Genomic DNA, 17675 nt, shown 5'->3' on the forward strand with positions numbered 1-17675 from the left:
TTGGTTAGTCGCACAAATTGCGATACAATGCCCTGTTCATTTTTAACGGTAACTGATTTATGCGCCATTGGATTATCCGGGCCTGCGCGGTTCTCCTGCCTGTTTCAGGCTTTGCCGCCGCACCCGCCCCGCAGACAGAGCAGCCGGTAAAACCGGTCACGGCTCAGGCCGCTCCGCTGCCGCCGGTCCGCGATACCGGTTTTGTCTATTGTGTGAACGGCAACATCAGTACATTTAACCCGCAGCTGGCCAGCAGCGGGCTGATTGTCGAGCCGCTGGCGGCACAGATTTACGATCGCCTGCTGGATGTTGATCCTTACACCTACCGCCTGATCCCGGAACTGGCTGCCCGCTGGACAGTACTGGATAACGGTGCGACCTACCGTTTTTATCTGCGCCGTGATACCGATTTTCAGACCACAGACTGGTTCAAACCGACCCGCAAAATGAATGCGGATGATGTGGTGTTCAGCTTTTCCCGCGTGGTGGATAAACAGAACCCGTATCACTACATCAACGGCGGCCGTTATCCCTACTTTGACAGTTTGCAGTTCGCGTCCAATGTGAAATCCATCCGCAAAATCAATAATTATACCGTTGAATTTAAACTGAATACGCCGGACGCCTCCTTCCTGTGGCATCTGGCAACCCATTACGCGCCGGTTCTGTCCAAAGAGTATGCCGATAACCTGCTGAAAACCCGCCGTCAGGAACAGCTTGACTGGAAACCGGTCGGCACCGGGCCGTATTATCTGGATGATTACCAGAGCGGCCAATTTGTCCGTCTGCAGCGCCATGATAACTACCGCAAAGGCAAACCCCGCATGCAGGAAGTCGTGGTTGATCTCGGGGCGGGCGGTACCGGACGGATGTCAAAACTGATCACCGGCGAGTGTGATGTGCTGGCCTATCCTGCCGCCAGCCAGTTACAGGTGCTGCGCGACGACCCGCGTCTGAGTCTGATGCTGCGCCCGGGGATGAATATCGCGTATCTGGCGTTTAATACCAGCAAACCGCCGTTTAATAATCCGCAGGCGCGCCGTGCGATTGCTTTCGCGATTAATAATGAGCGCCTGATGAAATCCATCTATTACGGCACGGCAGAAACCGCTGCATCTATTCTGCCTCGCGTCTCCTGGGCGTATGATAACCAGACCCGGGTGACGGAATACAATCCCGAAAAAGCCAAAGCGATGCTCAATGAGCTGGGACTCAGCGGCATGACGCTGAACCTCTGGGTACCGACTGCCTCACAATCTTACAACCCCAGCCCGCTGAAAATGGCAGAACTGATTCAGGCCGACCTGGCCCGTGTCGGGATAACAATGAATATCCGCCCGGTTGAGGGGCGTTTTCAGGAAAACAGCCTGATGGATCGCAGTCACGATATTACCCTTGCGGGCTGGTCAACCGACAGTAATGACCCGGACAGTTTTTTCCGTCCGCTGCTCAGCTGTGCGGCTATCGGTTCGCAAACCAACCTGAGCCACTGGTGTTCCCCGGAATTCGATGATGTGATCCACCAGGCGCTGCTTGAGCAGCAACTGAGCAGCCGGATAGAGTATTATCACAAAGCACAGCAGATTCTGGCAGAGGATCTGCCGGTACTGCCGCTGGCCTACTCGCTGCGGTTGCAGGCATTCCGCTATGATATCAAGGGGCTGGTGCTGAGCGCATTCGGTAATACCTCTTTTGCCGGTGTCTACCGTGATACCGGGGATGACCCGGAGCCGGAGGCTGAACCATGATCATTTTTATTCTGCGCCGTCTGCTGCTGGTACTGATTACCCTCTGTTTTCTGTCGGTGCTTAGTTTCAGCCTGAGTTACTTCCCGGCGAACGCACCGCTGAGCGGCGCTTCCCTGACGGATGCCGTGCTGTTCTATTATAAGAGCTTGTTTTCATGGGATTTCGGCAGTTCCGTTATTAACGGTGAGCCGATCAGTCAGCAACTGTGGGCCGTACTCCCCGCCACGCTGGAGCTGTGCGGTCTGGCGTTTCTGCTGGCACTGGTGATCGGTATTCCTGCCGGGATTATTGCCGGGGTCTGGCGTAATAAAATGGCGGACATCACCATCAGCACTTTTGCGCTGGTCGGGTTTTCTGTTCCCGTGTTCGGGCTGGCGCTGCTGCTTACCCTGTTCTTCTCGCTGCGGCTGGACTGGCTGCCGGTCTCCGGACGTATTGACCTGCTGTATGATTTAACACCGGTTACCGGGTTCGCGGTAATTGATGCCTGGCTGTCGGATTCGCCGTACCGCCGGGCGATGATCCTCAATGTGCTGTCCCATATGGTGCTGCCGGTGATCACCCTGTCCATTGCACCGATGACGGAAGTTATCCGCCTGATGCGCACCAGTACTGAAGAAATTATCAGCCAGAACTATATTAAAGCCGCCGCTATCCGTGGTTTATCCCGGCTGACCATTATCCGCCGCCATTTGCTGCACAATGCGCTGCCGCCGGTGATCCCGAAACTCGGGTTACAGTTTTCCACCATGCTGACACTCACAATGGTCACAGAAGTGGTCTTTAACTGGCCGGGTATCGGCCGCTGGCTGATCACCGCTATCCGTCAGCAGGATTTCGCCGCGATTTCTGCCGGTGTCATGCTGGTCGGCACCATGGTGATGATTGTCAATATGCTGTCGGATATTCTGGGTGCTGTCAGCAGCCCGCTGAAACATAAGGAATGGTATGCCTTCAGATAATTTTTACCGTGAAGACCGGATGCCGTCACCGGGGCGGGTTATCTGGCAGCATTTCACCGCAGATATTCCGGCTATGATCGGTTTTTACGGCGTGCTGTTTCTGATTGCACTGGCGATCGGCGGCACCTGGATAGCGCCTTATGCGCTCGACCAGCAATTTGCCGGTCACCAGTTACTGCCGCCCTCCTGGTCCCATTACGGGAATGTCGCCTTCTTCCTCGGTACGGATGACCTCGGCCGTGATATTTTCAGCCGCCTTATTCTCGGCACACAATCCACCTTCGGAGGCGCATTGCTGGTAACCATCATTGCCGCCGTCGCCGGGATTATTATCGGTTGTCTGGCAGGGATGACCACCGGCCTGCGCTCAGCCATCTTTAACCATATGTTTGATACCCTGCTGGCGCTGCCCTCTCTGCTGCTGGCAATTATTGTGGTGGCCTTTTTCGGTGCCAGTCTCAGTCACGCCATGATTGCCGTGGCACTGGCACTGCTGCCGCGTATTGTGCGAATGATTTATATCGCAGTACATGATGAGCTTGATAAGGAATACGTGATTGCCGCCCGGCTCGACGGTGCATCCAACCTCAATATTCTGATCCATACGGTGCTGCCGAATATCAGTGCGGTGACCGTCACCGAACTGACCCGCGCCCTGTCCATCGCTATCCTTGATATTGCCGCGCTCGGCTTTCTTGAACTCGGGGCACAACTGCCGTCACCGGAATGGGGAGCAATGCTCGGTGATTCTCTGGAACTGATTTATGTCGCGCCCTGGACTGTGCTTCTGCCGGGAACCGCTATTCTTATCAGTGTTCTGCTGGTGAATCTGCTCGGTACCGGGTTACAGCGTGCCATTAATGCGGGGGTTGAATAATGCCGTTACTGGATATCCGCAATTTAACCATTGAATTTATGACCGCCGCAGGGCCGATCAAGGCCGTTGACCGCGTGACATTATCCCTGACCGAAGGGGAATTCCGCGGCCTTGCCGGGGAATCCGGTTCCGGTAAAAGCCTTATCGCCAAAGCGATTGCCGGTATTACCAAAGATAATCTGCGCGTGACGGCAGACCGTTTCCGCTTTAATGATATCGATCTGCTGAAACTCTCCCCCCGTCAGCGCCGCCGGGTGATCGGCCACAATGTGTCGATGATTTTCCAGGAGCCTCAGTCCTGTCTGGATCCGTCAGAAAATATCGGCAAACAGCTGATTCAGACTATCCCCGGCTGGACTTACAAAGGCCGCTGGTGGCAGCGCTTTAACTGGCGTAAACGCCGGGCGATTGAGCTGCTGCACCGTGTCGGTATCAAAGATCACAAAGATGTGATGAGCAGCTACCCCTATGAGCTGACCGAAGGGGAATGCCAGAAGGTGATGATTGCCATTGCGCTGGCCAATCAGCCGCGTCTGCTGATCGCCGATGAGCCGACCAACGCCATGGAACCCGATACTCAGGCACAGATTTTCCGCCTGCTGACCCGGCTGAATCAGAACAACAATATGACTATCCTGCTGATCAGCCACGACTTACAATTAATGAGCCAGCTGGTGGATCGCATTAATGTACTCTACTGCGGTCAGACCGTGGAGAGTGCCGAACCGGATGACCTGCTGCTCAAACCGCATCATCCGTATACTCAGGCGCTGATGCGGGCTATCCCTGACTTTGAAAAACCGCTGGCGCACAAATGCCGTCTCAATACCCTGCCGGGTGCGATTCCGTCACTGGAGCATCTGCCAGTTGGTTGCCGCCTGGGGCCGCGCTGTCCGTATGCCCAGAAGGTGTGTATTGATGCACCGCGTCTGCGGACAGTCAAAAACCGCAGTTTTGCCTGCCACTTCCCGCTGAATATGGAGGATGTGTAATGCCGGTTCCGTTGCTGGAAGTCAAAAACCTGAGCAAAACCTTCCGTTACCGGGACGGTTTTTTCCGCCGCCACCAGCTTGAAGCGGTCAAACCGGTCAGTTTTACACTGCAACCCGGCCAGACACTCGCCATTACCGGGGCAAACGGCTCCGGGAAATCCACCCTCGCGCGGATGTTATCGGGGATGATCGAACCAAGCGGCGGGGAGATCCTGATCGATAAGCACAAGCTGACCTTCGGTGATTACAGCTATCGCAGCCAGCGCATCCGCATGATATTCCAGGATTCAGCCACTTCGCTTAATCCGCGCCAGCGCACCGGACAAATTCTGGAACTGCCGCTGATGCTCAATACGGATCTGGATGCCGCCGGCCGCCGTCTGCGCATTAATGCGACACTGCGCCAGGTGGGTCTGCTGCCGGATCACGCGGATTATTATCCGCACATGCTGGCCTCCGGACAGAAACAGCGCGTAGCCCTCGCCCGCGCCCTGATTTTGCAGCCGGAAGTGATTGTGGCGGATGAAGCACTCGCCTCTCTGGATATGTCATTGCGTTCACAGATCATAAATCTGATCCTTGAACTCCAGGAAACGCAAAAAATTGCCTATATTTATGTCACACAGCATCTGGGCATGGCAAAACACGTCAGCGACCAGATACTGGTGATGCACAACGGTGAAGTTGTCGAGCGCGGTAACACTGCCGAGGTACTGGCATCACCGCTGCACGATGTCACGCGCCGCCTAATCACCAGCCACTTTGGTGAAGCACTGTCCGCCGAAGCCTGGCGCCAGGATGTGGATTAACTGCCGGTATTCTGATCATTCAGACCGGTGACTTCTCAATTTCCGGTAACCTGCTTATATCAGCCGGATTTTACTAACCGCGTCACCTGCCGGATTACGGCGCAGAAGGTGACAGAGAAAACACAAGGAAACTGCTATGGGTTTTATGACCGGTAAACGCATCCTGATCACAGGGGTTGCAAGCAAATTATCGATTGCTTACGGTATTGCCAAAGCAATGCGTGACCAGGGTGCCGAACTTGCATTCACCTACCAGAATGACAAGCTGAAACCCCGTGTTGAAGAGTTCGCTCAGTCTCTGGGTTCCTCCATCGTTCTGCCTTGTGATGTGGCAGAAGATGAAAGTATTGAAAATCTGTTCACGGAATTAGCCAAAGTCTGGCCGACATTTGACGGTTTTGTTCACTCCATCGGCTTTGCCCCGGCGGATCAGTTAGACGGCGACTATGTGGATGCGGTAACCCGTGAAGGCTTCCGTATTGCCCACGACATCAGCGCCTACAGCTTTGTGGCGATGGCAAAAGCCTGCCGCACTATGCTGAACCCGAACTCCGCCCTGCTGACCCTCTCATATCTGGGTGCGGAGCGCGCTATCCCGAACTACAACACCATGGGTCTGGCAAAAGCCTCTCTGGAAGCGAACGTCCGTTATATGGCGAACGCAATGGGGAAAGAAACCATCCGTGTTAATGCCGTTTCTGCCGGGCCTATCCGTACACTGGCGGCATCCGGGATTAAAGATTTCCGCAAAATGCTGTCGCACTGCGAGGCGGTTACGCCACTGCGCCGCACGGTCACCACCGAAGATGTGGGTAACGCGGCAGCGTTCCTTTGCTCTGACCTAGCCGGCGGTATTACCGGTGAAGTCCTGCACGTTGACGGCGGTTTCAGTATCGCGGCAATGAATGAGCTGGAACTGAAATAAAACAACCGGCCTCTGCATCGCAGAGGCTGTGTTTTCTGCATGTCTGGTGTCACAGCGGATAGCAGGCAAAACGAAAAGTCGCTGTGAATACACTCCCTGTACGCTCAGGCTCGCCATCCATGGCTCGCATGCTTTTCGTTCCCTTGCCTGTTATCCCCTAGTGTTATGCGATATTGATATTATTTATCTTTAAAATCACACCATTTCCGCTAACAGTTTCTCCGTCAATCGCTGTGCATAAAGCGCCTCTTCGCCGCTGACCAGCGGTTGTGTCTGATTGGCAACAGATTCAATAAAATGCCGTACCGCACCGTCAAACCCGCGCTGAACCAGCAGCGGCTCCCACGCTTTCGGATGCTGTTCCTGTATCCCGGCAACGGTTTCGCTGCGCCAGTGATTCATATCCGTTACCTGATAACAGCCGTCACGCCCGGTCACACTGATCTGCTCCCGCTGACTCGCCGCACAGCGGTGCATAGACGCTGTCAGCAAGGTGCCGTTATCTGTCTGCAAATGGTGTTCCGCATACAGCAGCTGATTTTCCTCATTTACCTGCATATGGCCGCTTTTCAGCGCCGCATTACCATCCCGTCCCAGCCAGAGCAGGGTATCCGCGATATGCAGATAATCATCGGTTACTGTAAAAGCCACATCATGCGGGCCGATACTGTTGCTGCGGTGTTTATCCATACGAATCGATGCCGCTTTTCCGGCGATCTGTTCTCTGAGCTGCTGATAAAACGGTGAAAAACGCCGGTTGAACCCGACCATCAGTGCCCGCTGTTTTTTCTCCGCCAGACTGACGAGGGCTTCTGATTGTTTATAGGTTCCCGCCAGGGGTTTATCAACATACACATGGCACCCCGCATTCAGTAATTCACTGACAACCTGAAAATGGCTCTCTGTACTGCTGTGAACAAACACGGCATCACACTGTTCTGCCAGCGCGCGGAGTGTCGGAAACAAAGGAAAGCGGTACGCATCACAGACCTGCCGTGCCTTTTCCTGATTCGGCGAAAAACCGCCGGACAACACCCAGTTATCCGTTCTGGTCAGAACCGGTAAATATGCTTTTTGTGCTATCCCGCCCAGTCCGGCGATCCCGATACGGATTTTTTTCATGTGTGCTTTACCTTTTATTGTTTTGTAACAATGAATTACAAAGTATTATCACAAATTGAATCTGTGGCGATTATATGGAAAGATAGCGCTAACCGATAAATAATTCGCATTCTGAATACATCCCGCCCGCGAATACCGGTCTATACTTCATCACTACTGCCATGTCCGTTCTTTTGTTTTAACTGAGGAGCATACCATGCAATTGTTCTATACCCCGGGAAGTTGTGCACTGTCACCCCATATTATTTTGCGTGAAACCGGCCTGGATTTTTCCCTGGTCCGTGTCGATCTGAAAGCAAAAAAAACCGAAAACGGTGATGATTACCTGAAAATCAATCCGAAAGGACAAGTCCCCGCACTGAGTATCAGTGACAGTCAGCTGCTGACCGAAGGTGTGGCGATTGTGCAGTATCTTGCTGATCAGAAACCGGATCGCAAACTTATTGCCCCGGCGGGAACGATGGAGCGTTATCATCAGATTGAATGGCTAAACTATATTGCCAGTGAAGTACATAAAAGCTACGGCCCGCTGTTCTCGCCGGAAACCCCGGAAGATTACCGGCCAATCGCGCTGCGCAATCTGATGAATAAGTTTGCTTATGTGGATAGCGTGCTGGCAAAAAGCCCGTATATTACCGGCAACAGCTTTACGGTGGCGGATGCCTATCTGTTTACCGTCTGCGGCTGGGCACCGCATCTGAAAATTTCACTGGAGCCGTATCCGCATTTACAGGCGTATCTGGCTAAGGTCGCACACCGCCCGCATGTGCAGGATGCGATGGAAGCGGAAGGTCTGATTTAAGCGTTCTGATATACAGGTACAAAAAACGCCGGATAATCCGGCGTTTTTTTATGCTGATACGGTGTTCAGACCGGTTCAGTCGATCTGTTCCGCGCAGAATTTATGCGCCGGAAGCACCATTTCATCCTGAGCCGCCACCAGTTGCAGTTCGTATTCATTCATGGTTTTGGTTTTCAGCATCACTTCGTACACAGCAGCCGCCACATGCTCCAGTGCTTTCGGCAATTCTTCGCCTTTCAGCAGGTTCACCAGCATCAAACCGCTGGTTAAATCACCCACACCCACCGGCTGACGCTCGCCGAAGTCCACCAGCGGACGGCTGATATGCCAGGCGTGATCGGCAGTGACCAGAATCATTTCAAAGCGGTCAGCACGGTAACCTGCACGGGACAGGTGTTTAACCAGCACCAGGCGCGGCCCTTTTTTGCACAGTTCACGGGCAGCGGCAACGGCTTCACCCACATTGTGAATGGTTTGTCCGCTCAGGGTTTCCAGCTCCAGCAGGTTCGGCGCGATCATATCGCTGACCGCCAGTGCTTCCTGACACAGAAAATCCGCCACACCCGGTGCCACGATACAGCCTTTTTCCGGGTGACCCATCACCGGGTCACAGAAATACCATGCCTGCGGATTGCGGGTTTTGACTTTTTTCACCACATCCAGGATACGCTTGCCCTGCTCTGCCGAGCCGAGGTAGCCGCTGAGTACCGCATCACAGCGGGTCAGCTGATCGATGTTATCAATGCCGTCCACAATCTCCGTGATGTGCTCCGCGCTCATCACGCAGCCGGTCCAGCCTTGTGCATACTGTGTGTGATTGGAAAACTGGACGGTATTAAGCGGCCAGACATTAACGCCCATGCGGCGCATCGGGAATTCAGCCGCACTGTTACCGGCATGACCATACACAACATGAGACTGAATAGAGAGAATATTTTTCATTGATACAACCTGATTTTTTATTATTACTGTGCATATCATATTCTGTGAAACAGAAAAGATCCTGCTGACAGATCAAAAAGGGCAACTTTCGTTGCCCTTGTTTACCGTAAACTATTATTTCCAGCAGATCAGACAGTAATGTTTTTTGCCCCGGCGCAGTAATGTATAACGCCCGAACAGCTTATCGCTGTCTGTGAAGCGGTATTCAGCGTCAGACTGTTTCTCACCGTTGAGTGATACCGCGTTAGAGCCGATCATGGTACGGGCCTGACCGCGTGACGGAACCAGTTCCGCAACCACCAGCGCCTGCTGTAAATCCGCATCGCTGTCCAGTTCGATATGCGGCATACCATCCTGTGCCAGCTGCGCGAAGTCATCTTCAGTCAGGCTTGATACATCACCGTTGAACAGGCTGTCAGTGATACGACGGGCAGCCGTCAGCCCCGCGTCGCCGTGAACCAGTTTTGTCACCTGCTCCGCCAGAACATACTGGGCACGTGGTGCTTTACCGCTGGCTTTATCTTCCGCTTCCAGTGCATCGATGTCTTCGAGGCTCATAAAGGTGAAGAATTTAAGGAAACGATAAACATCCGCATCCGCCGTGTTGATCCAGAACTGATAGAATTTGTACGGACTGGTTTTCTTCGGATCCAGCCATACCGCACCACCTTCGGTTTTACCGAACTTGGTACCGTCAGATTTGGTGATCAGCGGAACGGTCAGACCCCAGGCCTGCTGCTGGTTGAGACGGCGGGTTAAATCGATACCGGAGGTGATGTTACCCCACTGGTCGGAACCACCGATCTGCAGCTCAACGCCGTGATCTTTATTCAGACGGGCGAAGTCATAACCCTGTAACAGGTTGTAAGAGAATTCGGTGAATGAAATACCGACATCATCCCGGTTCAGGCGCTGCTTAACCGCTTCCTTGTTGATCATCTGGTTCACAGAGAAGTGTTTACCGATATCACGCAGGAAGGTCAGCACATCCATAGAGCCGAACCAGTCATAGTTGTTTGCCGCGATAGCGCTGTTCTTGCCGCAGTCAAAATCGAGGAACGGGGAAACCTGCTGACGGATTTTATCCACCCAGCCGTGAACCGTATCCTGTGTATTCAGTTTGCGCTCCGTTGCCTTGAAGCTCGGGTCGCCAATCAGCCCCGTGGCCCCACCAACCAGTGCCACCGGACGATGCCCGGCTAACTGGAAACGCTTTAAGCACAGCAACGGAACCAGGTGGCCCAAATGCAAGCTGTCAGCGGTCGGATCGAAACCGCAATAGAGGGAGATCGGGCCCTGCGCCAGTCTCTCTGCTAACGCTTTTTCATCCGTAACCTGGGCAATGAGGCCCCGCTCTTGCAGTTGTTTTATCAGGTTCGTACCAGACATCAATGACTCCGTCAGTTCTGTTTTGTCTATGCAAAAATAGTGGATTGGAAATATGAAGGCTATAGCATAAAGCGGCACTCCGTGAAGTGCCAGCAATTAAAATGATTTTACTGAAGAAATTCTGACAACAACCGGTTACGGCGCGAGGCGGTCAATATCCCAGCCGTCTGCGGTACGGGTGTACAGGAAACGGTCATGCAGACGATGCTCGCCGCCCTGCCAGAACTCAACAGAATTGAATTTAATCCGGAAACCGCCCCAGAAACTTGGCAGCGGGACATCCCCCTGCTTAAACTTTTGTTTCAGCTCAAGAAACTTGCCTTCCAGAATACCGCGCGCGGAAATCCGTGAGGATTGCTGAGACGCCCATGCGGCAATCTGGCTGTCTTTTGGCCGGCTGTGGAAATATTTCACCACCTCCAGTGTGGATAAACGCTCCACTTCACCGAGGAAGCAGACTTGTCTGTCCAGACTGTACCACGGAAAATGTACGCTGATTTTCGGATTTTTTGCCAGATGCTGCGCCTTACGGCTGCCCATATTGGTGTAGAAAATCAGCCCGTCCTTATCAAAGTGCTTGAGCAGCACAATACGCTGATACGGCTGACCGGTTTCATCCACGGTCGCCACACACATGGCGGTCGGGTCGGTCAGTTTTGCCTCACACGCCTGTTTAAGCCAGCGTTCGAACATTTCCAGCGGGTCGTCGCTGAGATCACGGCGGCGTAACCCTCCCTTTGTGTATTCACGTCGCAGATCCGCAACGTCAGTAAACTCGTCTGACATGCCTTTTATCCTCTTATCTTTTTAATCACTGAAACTGTGTTGTCTTTTATTACGACCGCTCACGGATAACGGGATATACCGCGCCCAATACGGTTTCCCGGTCTGCACCGGTGACAGACGGCAAATTACCGGGCTCACCGGCCAGTGTCCGCGCTGCCAGCCAGGCAAATGCCAGCGCTTCCATATCATCACCGCTCAGGCCGTAGTTATCCGTCGGGCTGACTTCAGTGCCCGGCAACTGTGCGGACAGCTGTGCCATAATCTGCGGATTGCGCGCGCCGCCGCCGCATACCAGCAGGCGCTCACAACCGCCGCACAGCGTAACCTGCTCACTGATACTGACCGTGGTCAGCGCCAGCAGGGTCGCCTGCACGTCCTCCGGTTTCAGGCCGGGGAAATGGTCCAGCTGCGTGGTCAGCCACTGCATATTGAAATATTCGCGCCCGGTACTTTTCGGTGCCGGACGGCGAAAATAGGGATCACTCAGCATCTGAGCCAGTAGATCCGGATTAACGTGCCCGCTCTTTGCCCATTCGCCGTCTTTATCATACGGCTCCGCGCGGTGCCGCCATGTCCAGCTGTCCATCAGCATATTGCCCGGACCGGTGTCATACCCTCTGACCTCCGCCCCCGGGATCAGTGTGGTGATATTGGCGATCCCGCCGATATTCAGGATAATCCGCTTCTCATCCGGCGCACTGAGCACCGCCTGATGAAAAGCGGGCACCAGCGGCGCGCCCTGGCCGCCGTAAGCCATATCACGGCGGCGGAAATCCCCGACTGTCATGATATTGGTCAGCGCGGCAACCCGGTTATTATCCCCGAGCTGCATAGTAAAAGGTGTTTCGCTGTCCGGCTCATGCCAGACGGTCTGTCCGTGACAGCCGATACCGGCAATATCCTGCGGATTCAGCCGGGTTTGTGCCAGCAGCCCGCCGATGGCGTCAGCAAACAGTGTGCCCAGTTCATAATCCAGACGGCCTATTTCCGACAGTGTCGTCTGCTGCCCCTGGCATACCGCCAGTATGCGCTTTTTCAGCGCGTGCGGAAACGGATGCGAGTACGCCGCCTGCTGCGCCACCACTGAATCATTAATCGCTGCCAGCACAACATCCACCCCGTCAAGGCTGGTTCCTGACATCACGCCGATATAACGTCCTGAACGCATAACCGATTCCTTTTAATCAATAACCATCTGATAAAAATATAGTATTCATATTCCGTGTGACTACTATAATCAGGGTGCCCCGCAGATTCACCCCTTTTCGTACCGTGACCTCACTTAATCCCTAATCTGATGCACACCTCACATTTGTGAAATAAGAGGATTTACCTTGGCTGCGATCGTCGTTCGCTTTAAGCTGTTCCTAATGAAGATGAAAATAAAACGTTTTTAATGCTAAATTATTCTGCGATAATAGATAAGATATGACACTACAGATAATGAACACATCTGAATCTGTGAATACAATAATCAGGAGTCAAGTATGTATAAGCGTTTTCTCGTCGGTGTATTTGCCGTCGTGGCCCTTTCCGGTTGTGTGAATATGGACACACTGAGTGGTGACACTTATAGTGCAGACCAGGCGAAACGTGTTCAGACCGTTACCTATGGTACAGTGATGAGCGCCCGTCCGGTGACTATCCAGGGCGGCAGTGACGAAAATATCCTTGGTGCGGCCGGTGGTGCGATTCTGGGTGGTATTTTAGGCAGTACTATCGGCGGCGGCACCGGTCAGACTCTGGCAACCGCAGCAGGTGCTATTGCGGGTGGTGTTGCAGGCCAGAACGTTCAGGCAGCCATAAACAACACGTCCGGTGTTGAGCTGGAACTGAAACAGGATAACGGCGAAATCATTGTTGTTGTACAAAAACAAGGTAAAACCCCGTTCTCCGTCGGTCAGCGTGTCCGTATCGCGAAATCCGGTTCAACGTATACCGTATCTCCGCGTTAAGTTTTACGCGTTACCGGCAAAAGGCGAAACACCCGTTTCGCCTTTTTTATTACCTGCCATTACGTACGGTTATGCAGCTGCACAATATTATTTTCCAGTTTCCTGATAATCTCCGCCAGCATGTATAATTCTTCCTGTGTGATCCCGCCCAGTATTTCACGCCGTGTTTTTTCAATCACCCCATCCACTTCACGGATAAAGGGTTCTGCGTCTTCTGTCAGTTTTATTCGTTTTGCTCTGCGGTCATTGCTGCAGACATGCCGTGTGATTAACCGTTTTTCTTCCAGTTGATCCAGCGTGCGGACCAGCGACGGCTGTTCAATACCAATCGCTTTTGCCAGTTGGATCTGAGACTGATCCGGTGGCAGCAGGCTGATATTGTAGAGTGTAATCCAGTGTGTCTGTGTGAGTTTCAGTGGTTTAAGCCGGTGGTCAATCAGTGATCGCCAAACCCGTACTAACCTCGCTAAGTCTGATCCCAATGTTAACTCCACAAATTTCTCCTTATGTGAATACGGTACGGACGTATATGCACGCCATCATGTCTTTCAATCACCCAATAAAAAGAAACGCTGCACTATTGTGCTCATTGACAGCGGACGCAATATTGCTGCGTAATAAAAAAACAATTCCCGCTTATTTCATGACCAAAATTATTGCCAATGAAATAATTAGCTTTTTATACAAATTTAATTGATTAAGCGGGTGAACTTGTTCCGTATTAAGAATAGCGATCATCACTGTCGTGATCTATATTTTTTTACATAACCACCATTTTATTTTTAACAAAAAATAGTTGAATTTTAATAATTTAACTTATTAAACAGTGAGTTATTAAAACATATCGTCATTCACGGCTAATGTGGTGATTTTATATTTTATTTGTATAATTTCATTCTTGATTATAAATTTAAATACAATGAAAAATATCATTTATATAATATATAAATTAGTAACACTAAATAACCCACATATATTAATACCCTTCTAATATTTAGGCTTATAACTATGTCTTTAAAACAGATCTAACTGTCCGGATGGTGTTTCCGGTGGTGTTTCACTCTTTATCGCCCTGTAACGGCGCTGGCGGCACAAGCGAATCACATTTTCTTTTTGCGCGTTACTCAGCGACAGCCACTGAAAACGCTCATCACGGCTCCGGTAGCATCCCCGGCAGTAGCCTTTTTCATTCAGCTGACATATCCCCACACACGGTGAAGGGATATCAAAAAAGTGAAGTTGTTCTGCCATCGGCTGATGTCCTTTTGTCTGATGCCCTGCCGGACAGGTCATGGTTATCCTGTAACCATCAGCATCCTGATAATTTGAATTGTAGTCAATTATCACGTTATAGTATGAGCCATTACTGATAAATAACTGAAAGCACTCTGAGAGGTTACTTTATGCGTGTACTCCATACCATGCTCCGCGTGGGTGATATGCAACGTTCTGTCGATTTTTACACCAAGGTCCTCGGCATGCGTTTACTGCGCACCAGTGAAAACCCGGAATATAAATATTCTCTGGCTTTCGTGGGTTACAGTGACGAAAGTGAAGGCTCTGTTATCGAACTGACCTATAACTGGGGCACGGATTCCTATGAGATGGGAACCGCATTCGGCCATATCGCACTCGGCGTGGATGATGTTGCGGCGACCTGTGACGCTATCCGCAAAGCAGGCGGCAATGTGACCCGTGAAGCCGGTCCGGTTAAGGGCGGCACCACCATTATCGCTTTTGTGGAAGACCCGGACGGCTATAAAATTGAATTAATTGAAAATAAAAGTGCCGGGGCTGCGCTCGGTAACTGATTTATCCCGGCAAGAAGGATCAGAACGATCCTTCTTTTCCGGCGCAGCACTGAACAGCCCTTTCTCCTTCCGGCAAGCCGCGCTAGAATAGTGCGTTTTGTTTGTTTAACTAAGAGTCCCATGTCTGAAAATCAAAATCACAATGCTCTGAGCGCACGTTTCCGCGGCTATTACCCTGTCGTTATTGATGTTGAAACCGGCGGTTTTAATGCCGCAACCGATGGTATGCTGGAAATCGCCGCCATTACCGTCAAAATGGATCATAACGGCTGGCTGATGCCGGATCAGCGGCTTGAATTTAATGTGCAGCCTTTTGAGGGTGCAAACCTTGATCCCGCTGCTTTGGCCTTCACCGGTATTAATCCGGCAGACCCGGAGCGTAATGCGGTCACAGAATATGAGGCTCTGCATGCCATTTTCAAAATGGTGCGCAAAGGCATGAAAGATGCGGATTGCAAGCGGGCAATTATCGTGGCGCACAATGCGAATTTTGATCACAGCTTTGTGATGGCAGCCGCAGCACGCTGCGGGCTGAAACGCAATCCGTTTCACCCGTTTGCCACCTTTGATACGGCAGCATTAAGCGGGTTATCGCTGGGACAGACGATTCTGGCAAAAGCCTGTATCGCCGCCGGTATCCCGTTTGACAGTAAACAGGCCCATGGCGCGGCGTATGATACTGACCGCACCTCCCTGCTCTTTTGTGATATCGTCAACCGCTGGAAAAAACTGGGTGGCTGGCCGCCTGCGGCTGAAAGTAATCAGTAAGAAAACGCCACCTCAACGTGAGGTGGCGTTTTTTTCTGTCAGTTATCAGGTAACCGGCGCCAGGCGTTATTCTCAGTCTGCGGTTTCTCCCGGGCGATGACCTCTTCAGGTCTGAGATCCATCAGGTCAGCCATAATCAATTCCTGAATATCCTTCACCAGCTCCATTACTCTTGCGTTGAAATTCTGTTCAAAATTCTCTGTGGCTAAATAAGCCGCTGCCTTTCCGTCATCACAAATTGACCCGAGCTGATCTACTTTTTCATCAGGCTTCAGACCGAAACCGACAGCACCGGATAACACGCGGTTTACTCTGTTAATCAATCCGTCTATGAATAACTCTGCTGCTTTATCTATACCTTTTACTTTATTCACACCACTCATAAATGTGACTAATGGTCTCAGTGTGTATGTTGAGAATATATTCAGCGAAGTGGCAGTCAGAGGCTTATTTTCTCCCATGAATGTATTGATTTTATCTAAATAGATCGGTACGTTTTTCTGTGCTATATCCAGCACCAGCCGTGCGTTCTGATTAACGTCAGATTGCGTTTTTTCTTCCCGGATTGTTATTTTATTTATCCAGTTCCCTAATGGCTCAAACACATTATTTATTTTGCCTTTCACTGCTGTGAAAAACTCTGCTGCACTGTTACGAATCTCAGTGAACCGCTCAGATAAACCCGATTGTTTTACGGAGGCTGATTCTTTTAAGTCACCGATCATACTATCGGTTCCCTGATATGAAATATACCCGGTTAATCTGACATTCTGTCCTGTTGAAACTGGCTGCATCTTTTTGTCCTTTTTGTGTCATCGATGCCGCCACTCTAGAAAAGAATCGCATAAACAACTTTCATTTCGCCGCCATCAGAAAGACAAAAGCCCCGCAGCGGTAACACTGCGGGGCTTTTATAAACAGTACAGGACGGGATTATTCTTCGTTTTCAATCCGGTATTTTGCTGCGGTTTCTTTAATCAGTGGCTGTAATTCACCGCGCTGGAACATTTCCATAATGATGTCACAGCCGCCGACCAGCTCACCATCAACCCACAGTTGCGGGAAGGTTGGCCAGTTAGCGTATTTTGGTAATTCCGCACGGATGTCCGGGTTCTGCAGAATATCCACATAAGCAAAACGCTCTTCACAGGCAGCCAGCGCCTGCACCGCCTGGGCGGAAAAACCACAGCTAGGCAGTTTCGGGGAGCCTTTCATATACAGCAGAATCGGGTTTTCTTTAATCTGGCGTTCGATTTTTTCAATAGTCGTCGTCATGTAAAACGTCCTTCACTTCAGATCGGTTAGACCGGTGTTAACATACGCGCAGAATACCACTTTTCACTGCAAAACATAAGAATTTATAACAACAACCAATTTATCAATAAGTTAACTTGTCGGTTGATTATTATTTATATAACAAAAAACTACATACTGCGCTTTTTTCTAACTATGTATCAGTAAGTTACGAAAATTTCCCGGTTGACCCCGACATTTCTATACATCCTGCTTGCGCTGGTATATGCGTTATGCCCCTCACATTTACCTCCTGCCCGTATATATGCAGCGGTCCGGTTCAAGTCGATAAGATACTCAGTAACGAAACAAGCCTGTAAATCTGTAAGCCGGTAATTGCGCAGGCTGAACTCTGTTTCATCATTTTGCACATTGTCAGGTTTATTACTCTGCGCATCCGGTGTATTGCTATTGCGCTCAGGGTCATTTACGCACTTTGCGCTGCTGTTTTTTTGGTGGCCTCCGCGCTGTTGTGTAATTCAGTCCCTGTATCT

20 protein-coding genes are annotated in these 17675 nt (G+C 51.3%); 10 read left to right on the top strand and 10 right to left on the bottom strand.

What is annotated here, in order from left to right:
• Nucleotides 1-59 precede the first annotated feature (59 nt).
• From sapA to fabI, 6 genes are all read left to right on the top strand, one after another.
• Entirely contained in the window at nt 60-1748 is a 1689-nt protein-coding gene (gene sapA, locus ACF8OF_RS14845) for an ABC transporter substrate-binding protein SapA (RefSeq protein WP_262859463.1), read from the top strand.
• Nucleotides 1745-2710 (top strand): putrescine export ABC transporter permease SapB, encoded by a 966-nt coding sequence (gene sapB / locus ACF8OF_RS14850; RefSeq protein ID WP_262859464.1) that lies wholly within the window; start codon nt 1745-1747, stop codon nt 2708-2710. Before sapA ends, sapB begins: the two co-directional genes overlap by 4 nt.
• Nucleotides 2697-3587, top strand: coding sequence for a putrescine export ABC transporter permease SapC (gene sapC, locus ACF8OF_RS14855; RefSeq protein ID WP_004239121.1), 891 nt, complete (start codon nt 2697-2699; stop codon nt 3585-3587). Before sapB ends, sapC begins: the two co-directional genes overlap by 14 nt.
• On the top strand, nt 3587-4579 hold the full coding sequence (gene sapD / locus ACF8OF_RS14860; protein ID WP_262882805.1) for a putrescine export ABC transporter ATP-binding protein SapD: 993 nt from the start codon (nt 3587-3589) through the stop codon (nt 4577-4579). The genes sapC and sapD overlap by 1 nt, the downstream gene beginning before the upstream one ends.
• Nucleotides 4579-5388 carry a putrescine export ABC transporter ATP-binding protein SapF gene (gene sapF, locus ACF8OF_RS14865; RefSeq protein ID WP_025152974.1) on the top strand — a complete coding sequence of 270 codons (810 nt, stop codon included), beginning with the start codon at nt 4579-4581 and terminating at the stop codon, nt 5386-5388. Before sapD ends, sapF begins: the two co-directional genes overlap by 1 nt.
• Before the next feature lie 136 nt (nt 5389-5524).
• Nucleotides 5525-6313 carry an enoyl-ACP reductase FabI gene (gene fabI / locus ACF8OF_RS14870; protein ID WP_262861993.1) on the top strand — a complete coding sequence of 263 codons (789 nt, stop codon included), beginning with the start codon at nt 5525-5527 and terminating at the stop codon, nt 6311-6313.
• Between the two features lie 195 nt (nt 6314-6508).
• On the opposite strand, the gene ACF8OF_RS14875 is transcribed toward fabI, so the two are convergent.
• Entirely contained in the window at nt 6509-7435 is a 927-nt protein-coding gene (locus ACF8OF_RS14875) for a Gfo/Idh/MocA family protein (protein WP_392497052.1), read from the bottom strand.
• A gap of 196 nt (nt 7436-7631) precedes the next feature.
• Here ACF8OF_RS14875 and gstA point away from each other — a divergent pair, with 196 nt between their 5' ends.
• Nucleotides 7632-8237 (top strand): glutathione transferase GstA, encoded by a 606-nt coding sequence (gene gstA, locus ACF8OF_RS14880; RefSeq protein WP_392497053.1) that lies wholly within the window; start codon nt 7632-7634, stop codon nt 8235-8237.
• A 75-nt stretch (nt 8238-8312) separates the two neighbouring features.
• Here gstA and pdxY read toward each other — a convergent pair whose 3' ends face one another.
• The 4 genes from pdxY to anmK all read right to left on the bottom strand — a co-directional run bounded on the left by pdxY (nt 8313) and on the right by anmK (nt 12522).
• Complete coding sequence (gene pdxY, locus ACF8OF_RS14885) at nt 8313-9179, bottom strand: pyridoxal kinase PdxY (protein WP_025152977.1); 867 nt, start codon at nt 9177-9179, stop codon at nt 8313-8315.
• 114 nt (nt 9180-9293) lie between these two features.
• Nucleotides 9294-10568, bottom strand: a complete 1275-nt coding sequence (tyrS, locus tag ACF8OF_RS14890) for a tyrosine--tRNA ligase (RefSeq protein WP_262859471.1) — start codon at nt 10566-10568, stop codon at nt 9294-9296.
• A 135-nt stretch (nt 10569-10703) separates the two neighbouring features.
• Nucleotides 10704-11354, bottom strand: coding sequence for a pyridoxamine 5'-phosphate oxidase (gene pdxH / locus ACF8OF_RS14895; protein WP_025152978.1), 651 nt, complete (start codon nt 11352-11354; stop codon nt 10704-10706).
• A gap of 49 nt (nt 11355-11403) precedes the next feature.
• Nucleotides 11404-12522, bottom strand: a complete 1119-nt coding sequence (anmK, locus tag ACF8OF_RS14900) for an anhydro-N-acetylmuramic acid kinase (protein ID WP_349467150.1) — start codon at nt 12520-12522, stop codon at nt 11404-11406.
• A 319-nt stretch (nt 12523-12841) separates the two neighbouring features.
• Between anmK and ACF8OF_RS14905 the strand changes: the two genes are divergently transcribed.
• Nucleotides 12842-13309 (top strand): glycine zipper 2TM domain-containing protein, encoded by a 468-nt coding sequence (locus tag ACF8OF_RS14905; RefSeq protein WP_262859473.1) that lies wholly within the window; start codon nt 12842-12844, stop codon nt 13307-13309.
• A 59-nt stretch (nt 13310-13368) separates the two neighbouring features.
• Here ACF8OF_RS14905 and slyA read toward each other — a convergent pair whose 3' ends face one another.
• Together slyA and ACF8OF_RS14915 are read right to left on the bottom strand one after the other, a co-directional pair.
• The gene (gene slyA, locus ACF8OF_RS14910; protein ID WP_274370325.1) at nt 13369-13803 is read right to left on the bottom strand and encodes a transcriptional regulator SlyA; all 435 of its coding nucleotides are present in this window, start codon (nt 13801-13803) and stop codon (nt 13369-13371) included.
• A gap of 520 nt (nt 13804-14323) precedes the next feature.
• Nucleotides 14324-14560 (bottom strand): DUF1289 domain-containing protein, encoded by a 237-nt coding sequence (locus tag ACF8OF_RS14915; RefSeq protein WP_262861754.1) that lies wholly within the window; start codon nt 14558-14560, stop codon nt 14324-14326.
• Between the two features lie 152 nt (nt 14561-14712).
• Between ACF8OF_RS14915 and gloA the strand changes: the two genes are divergently transcribed.
• On the top strand, nt 14713-15120 hold the full coding sequence (gene gloA / locus ACF8OF_RS14920; protein WP_004235481.1) for a lactoylglutathione lyase: 408 nt from the start codon (nt 14713-14715) through the stop codon (nt 15118-15120).
• Between the two features lie 120 nt (nt 15121-15240).
• Entirely contained in the window at nt 15241-15888 is a 648-nt protein-coding gene (gene rnt, locus ACF8OF_RS14925) for a ribonuclease T (protein ID WP_046893530.1), read from the top strand.
• A gap of 38 nt (nt 15889-15926) precedes the next feature.
• On the opposite strand, the gene ACF8OF_RS14930 is transcribed toward rnt, so the two are convergent.
• The 3 genes from ACF8OF_RS14930 to ACF8OF_RS14940 form a co-directional block, all read right to left on the bottom strand.
• A complete protein-coding gene (locus ACF8OF_RS14930; RefSeq protein WP_392497054.1) occupies nt 15927-16682 on the bottom strand; it encodes a hypothetical protein in 756 nt (251 codons plus the stop codon).
• Between the two features lie 139 nt (nt 16683-16821).
• Nucleotides 16822-17163, bottom strand: coding sequence for a Grx4 family monothiol glutaredoxin (locus tag ACF8OF_RS14935; protein WP_392497055.1), 342 nt, complete (start codon nt 17161-17163; stop codon nt 16822-16824).
• Nucleotides 17164-17342: 179 nt separating this feature from the next.
• Nucleotides 17343-17552, bottom strand: coding sequence for a terminase small subunit (locus ACF8OF_RS14940; RefSeq protein ID WP_279798014.1), 210 nt, complete (start codon nt 17550-17552; stop codon nt 17343-17345).
• Nucleotides 17553-17675: the final 123 nt, after the last annotated feature.

Source organism: Morganella sp. TYF_1, from assembly GCF_043105645.1.
GTDB classification, from domain to species: domain Bacteria; phylum Pseudomonadota; class Gammaproteobacteria; order Enterobacterales; family Enterobacteriaceae; genus Morganella; species Morganella morganii_B.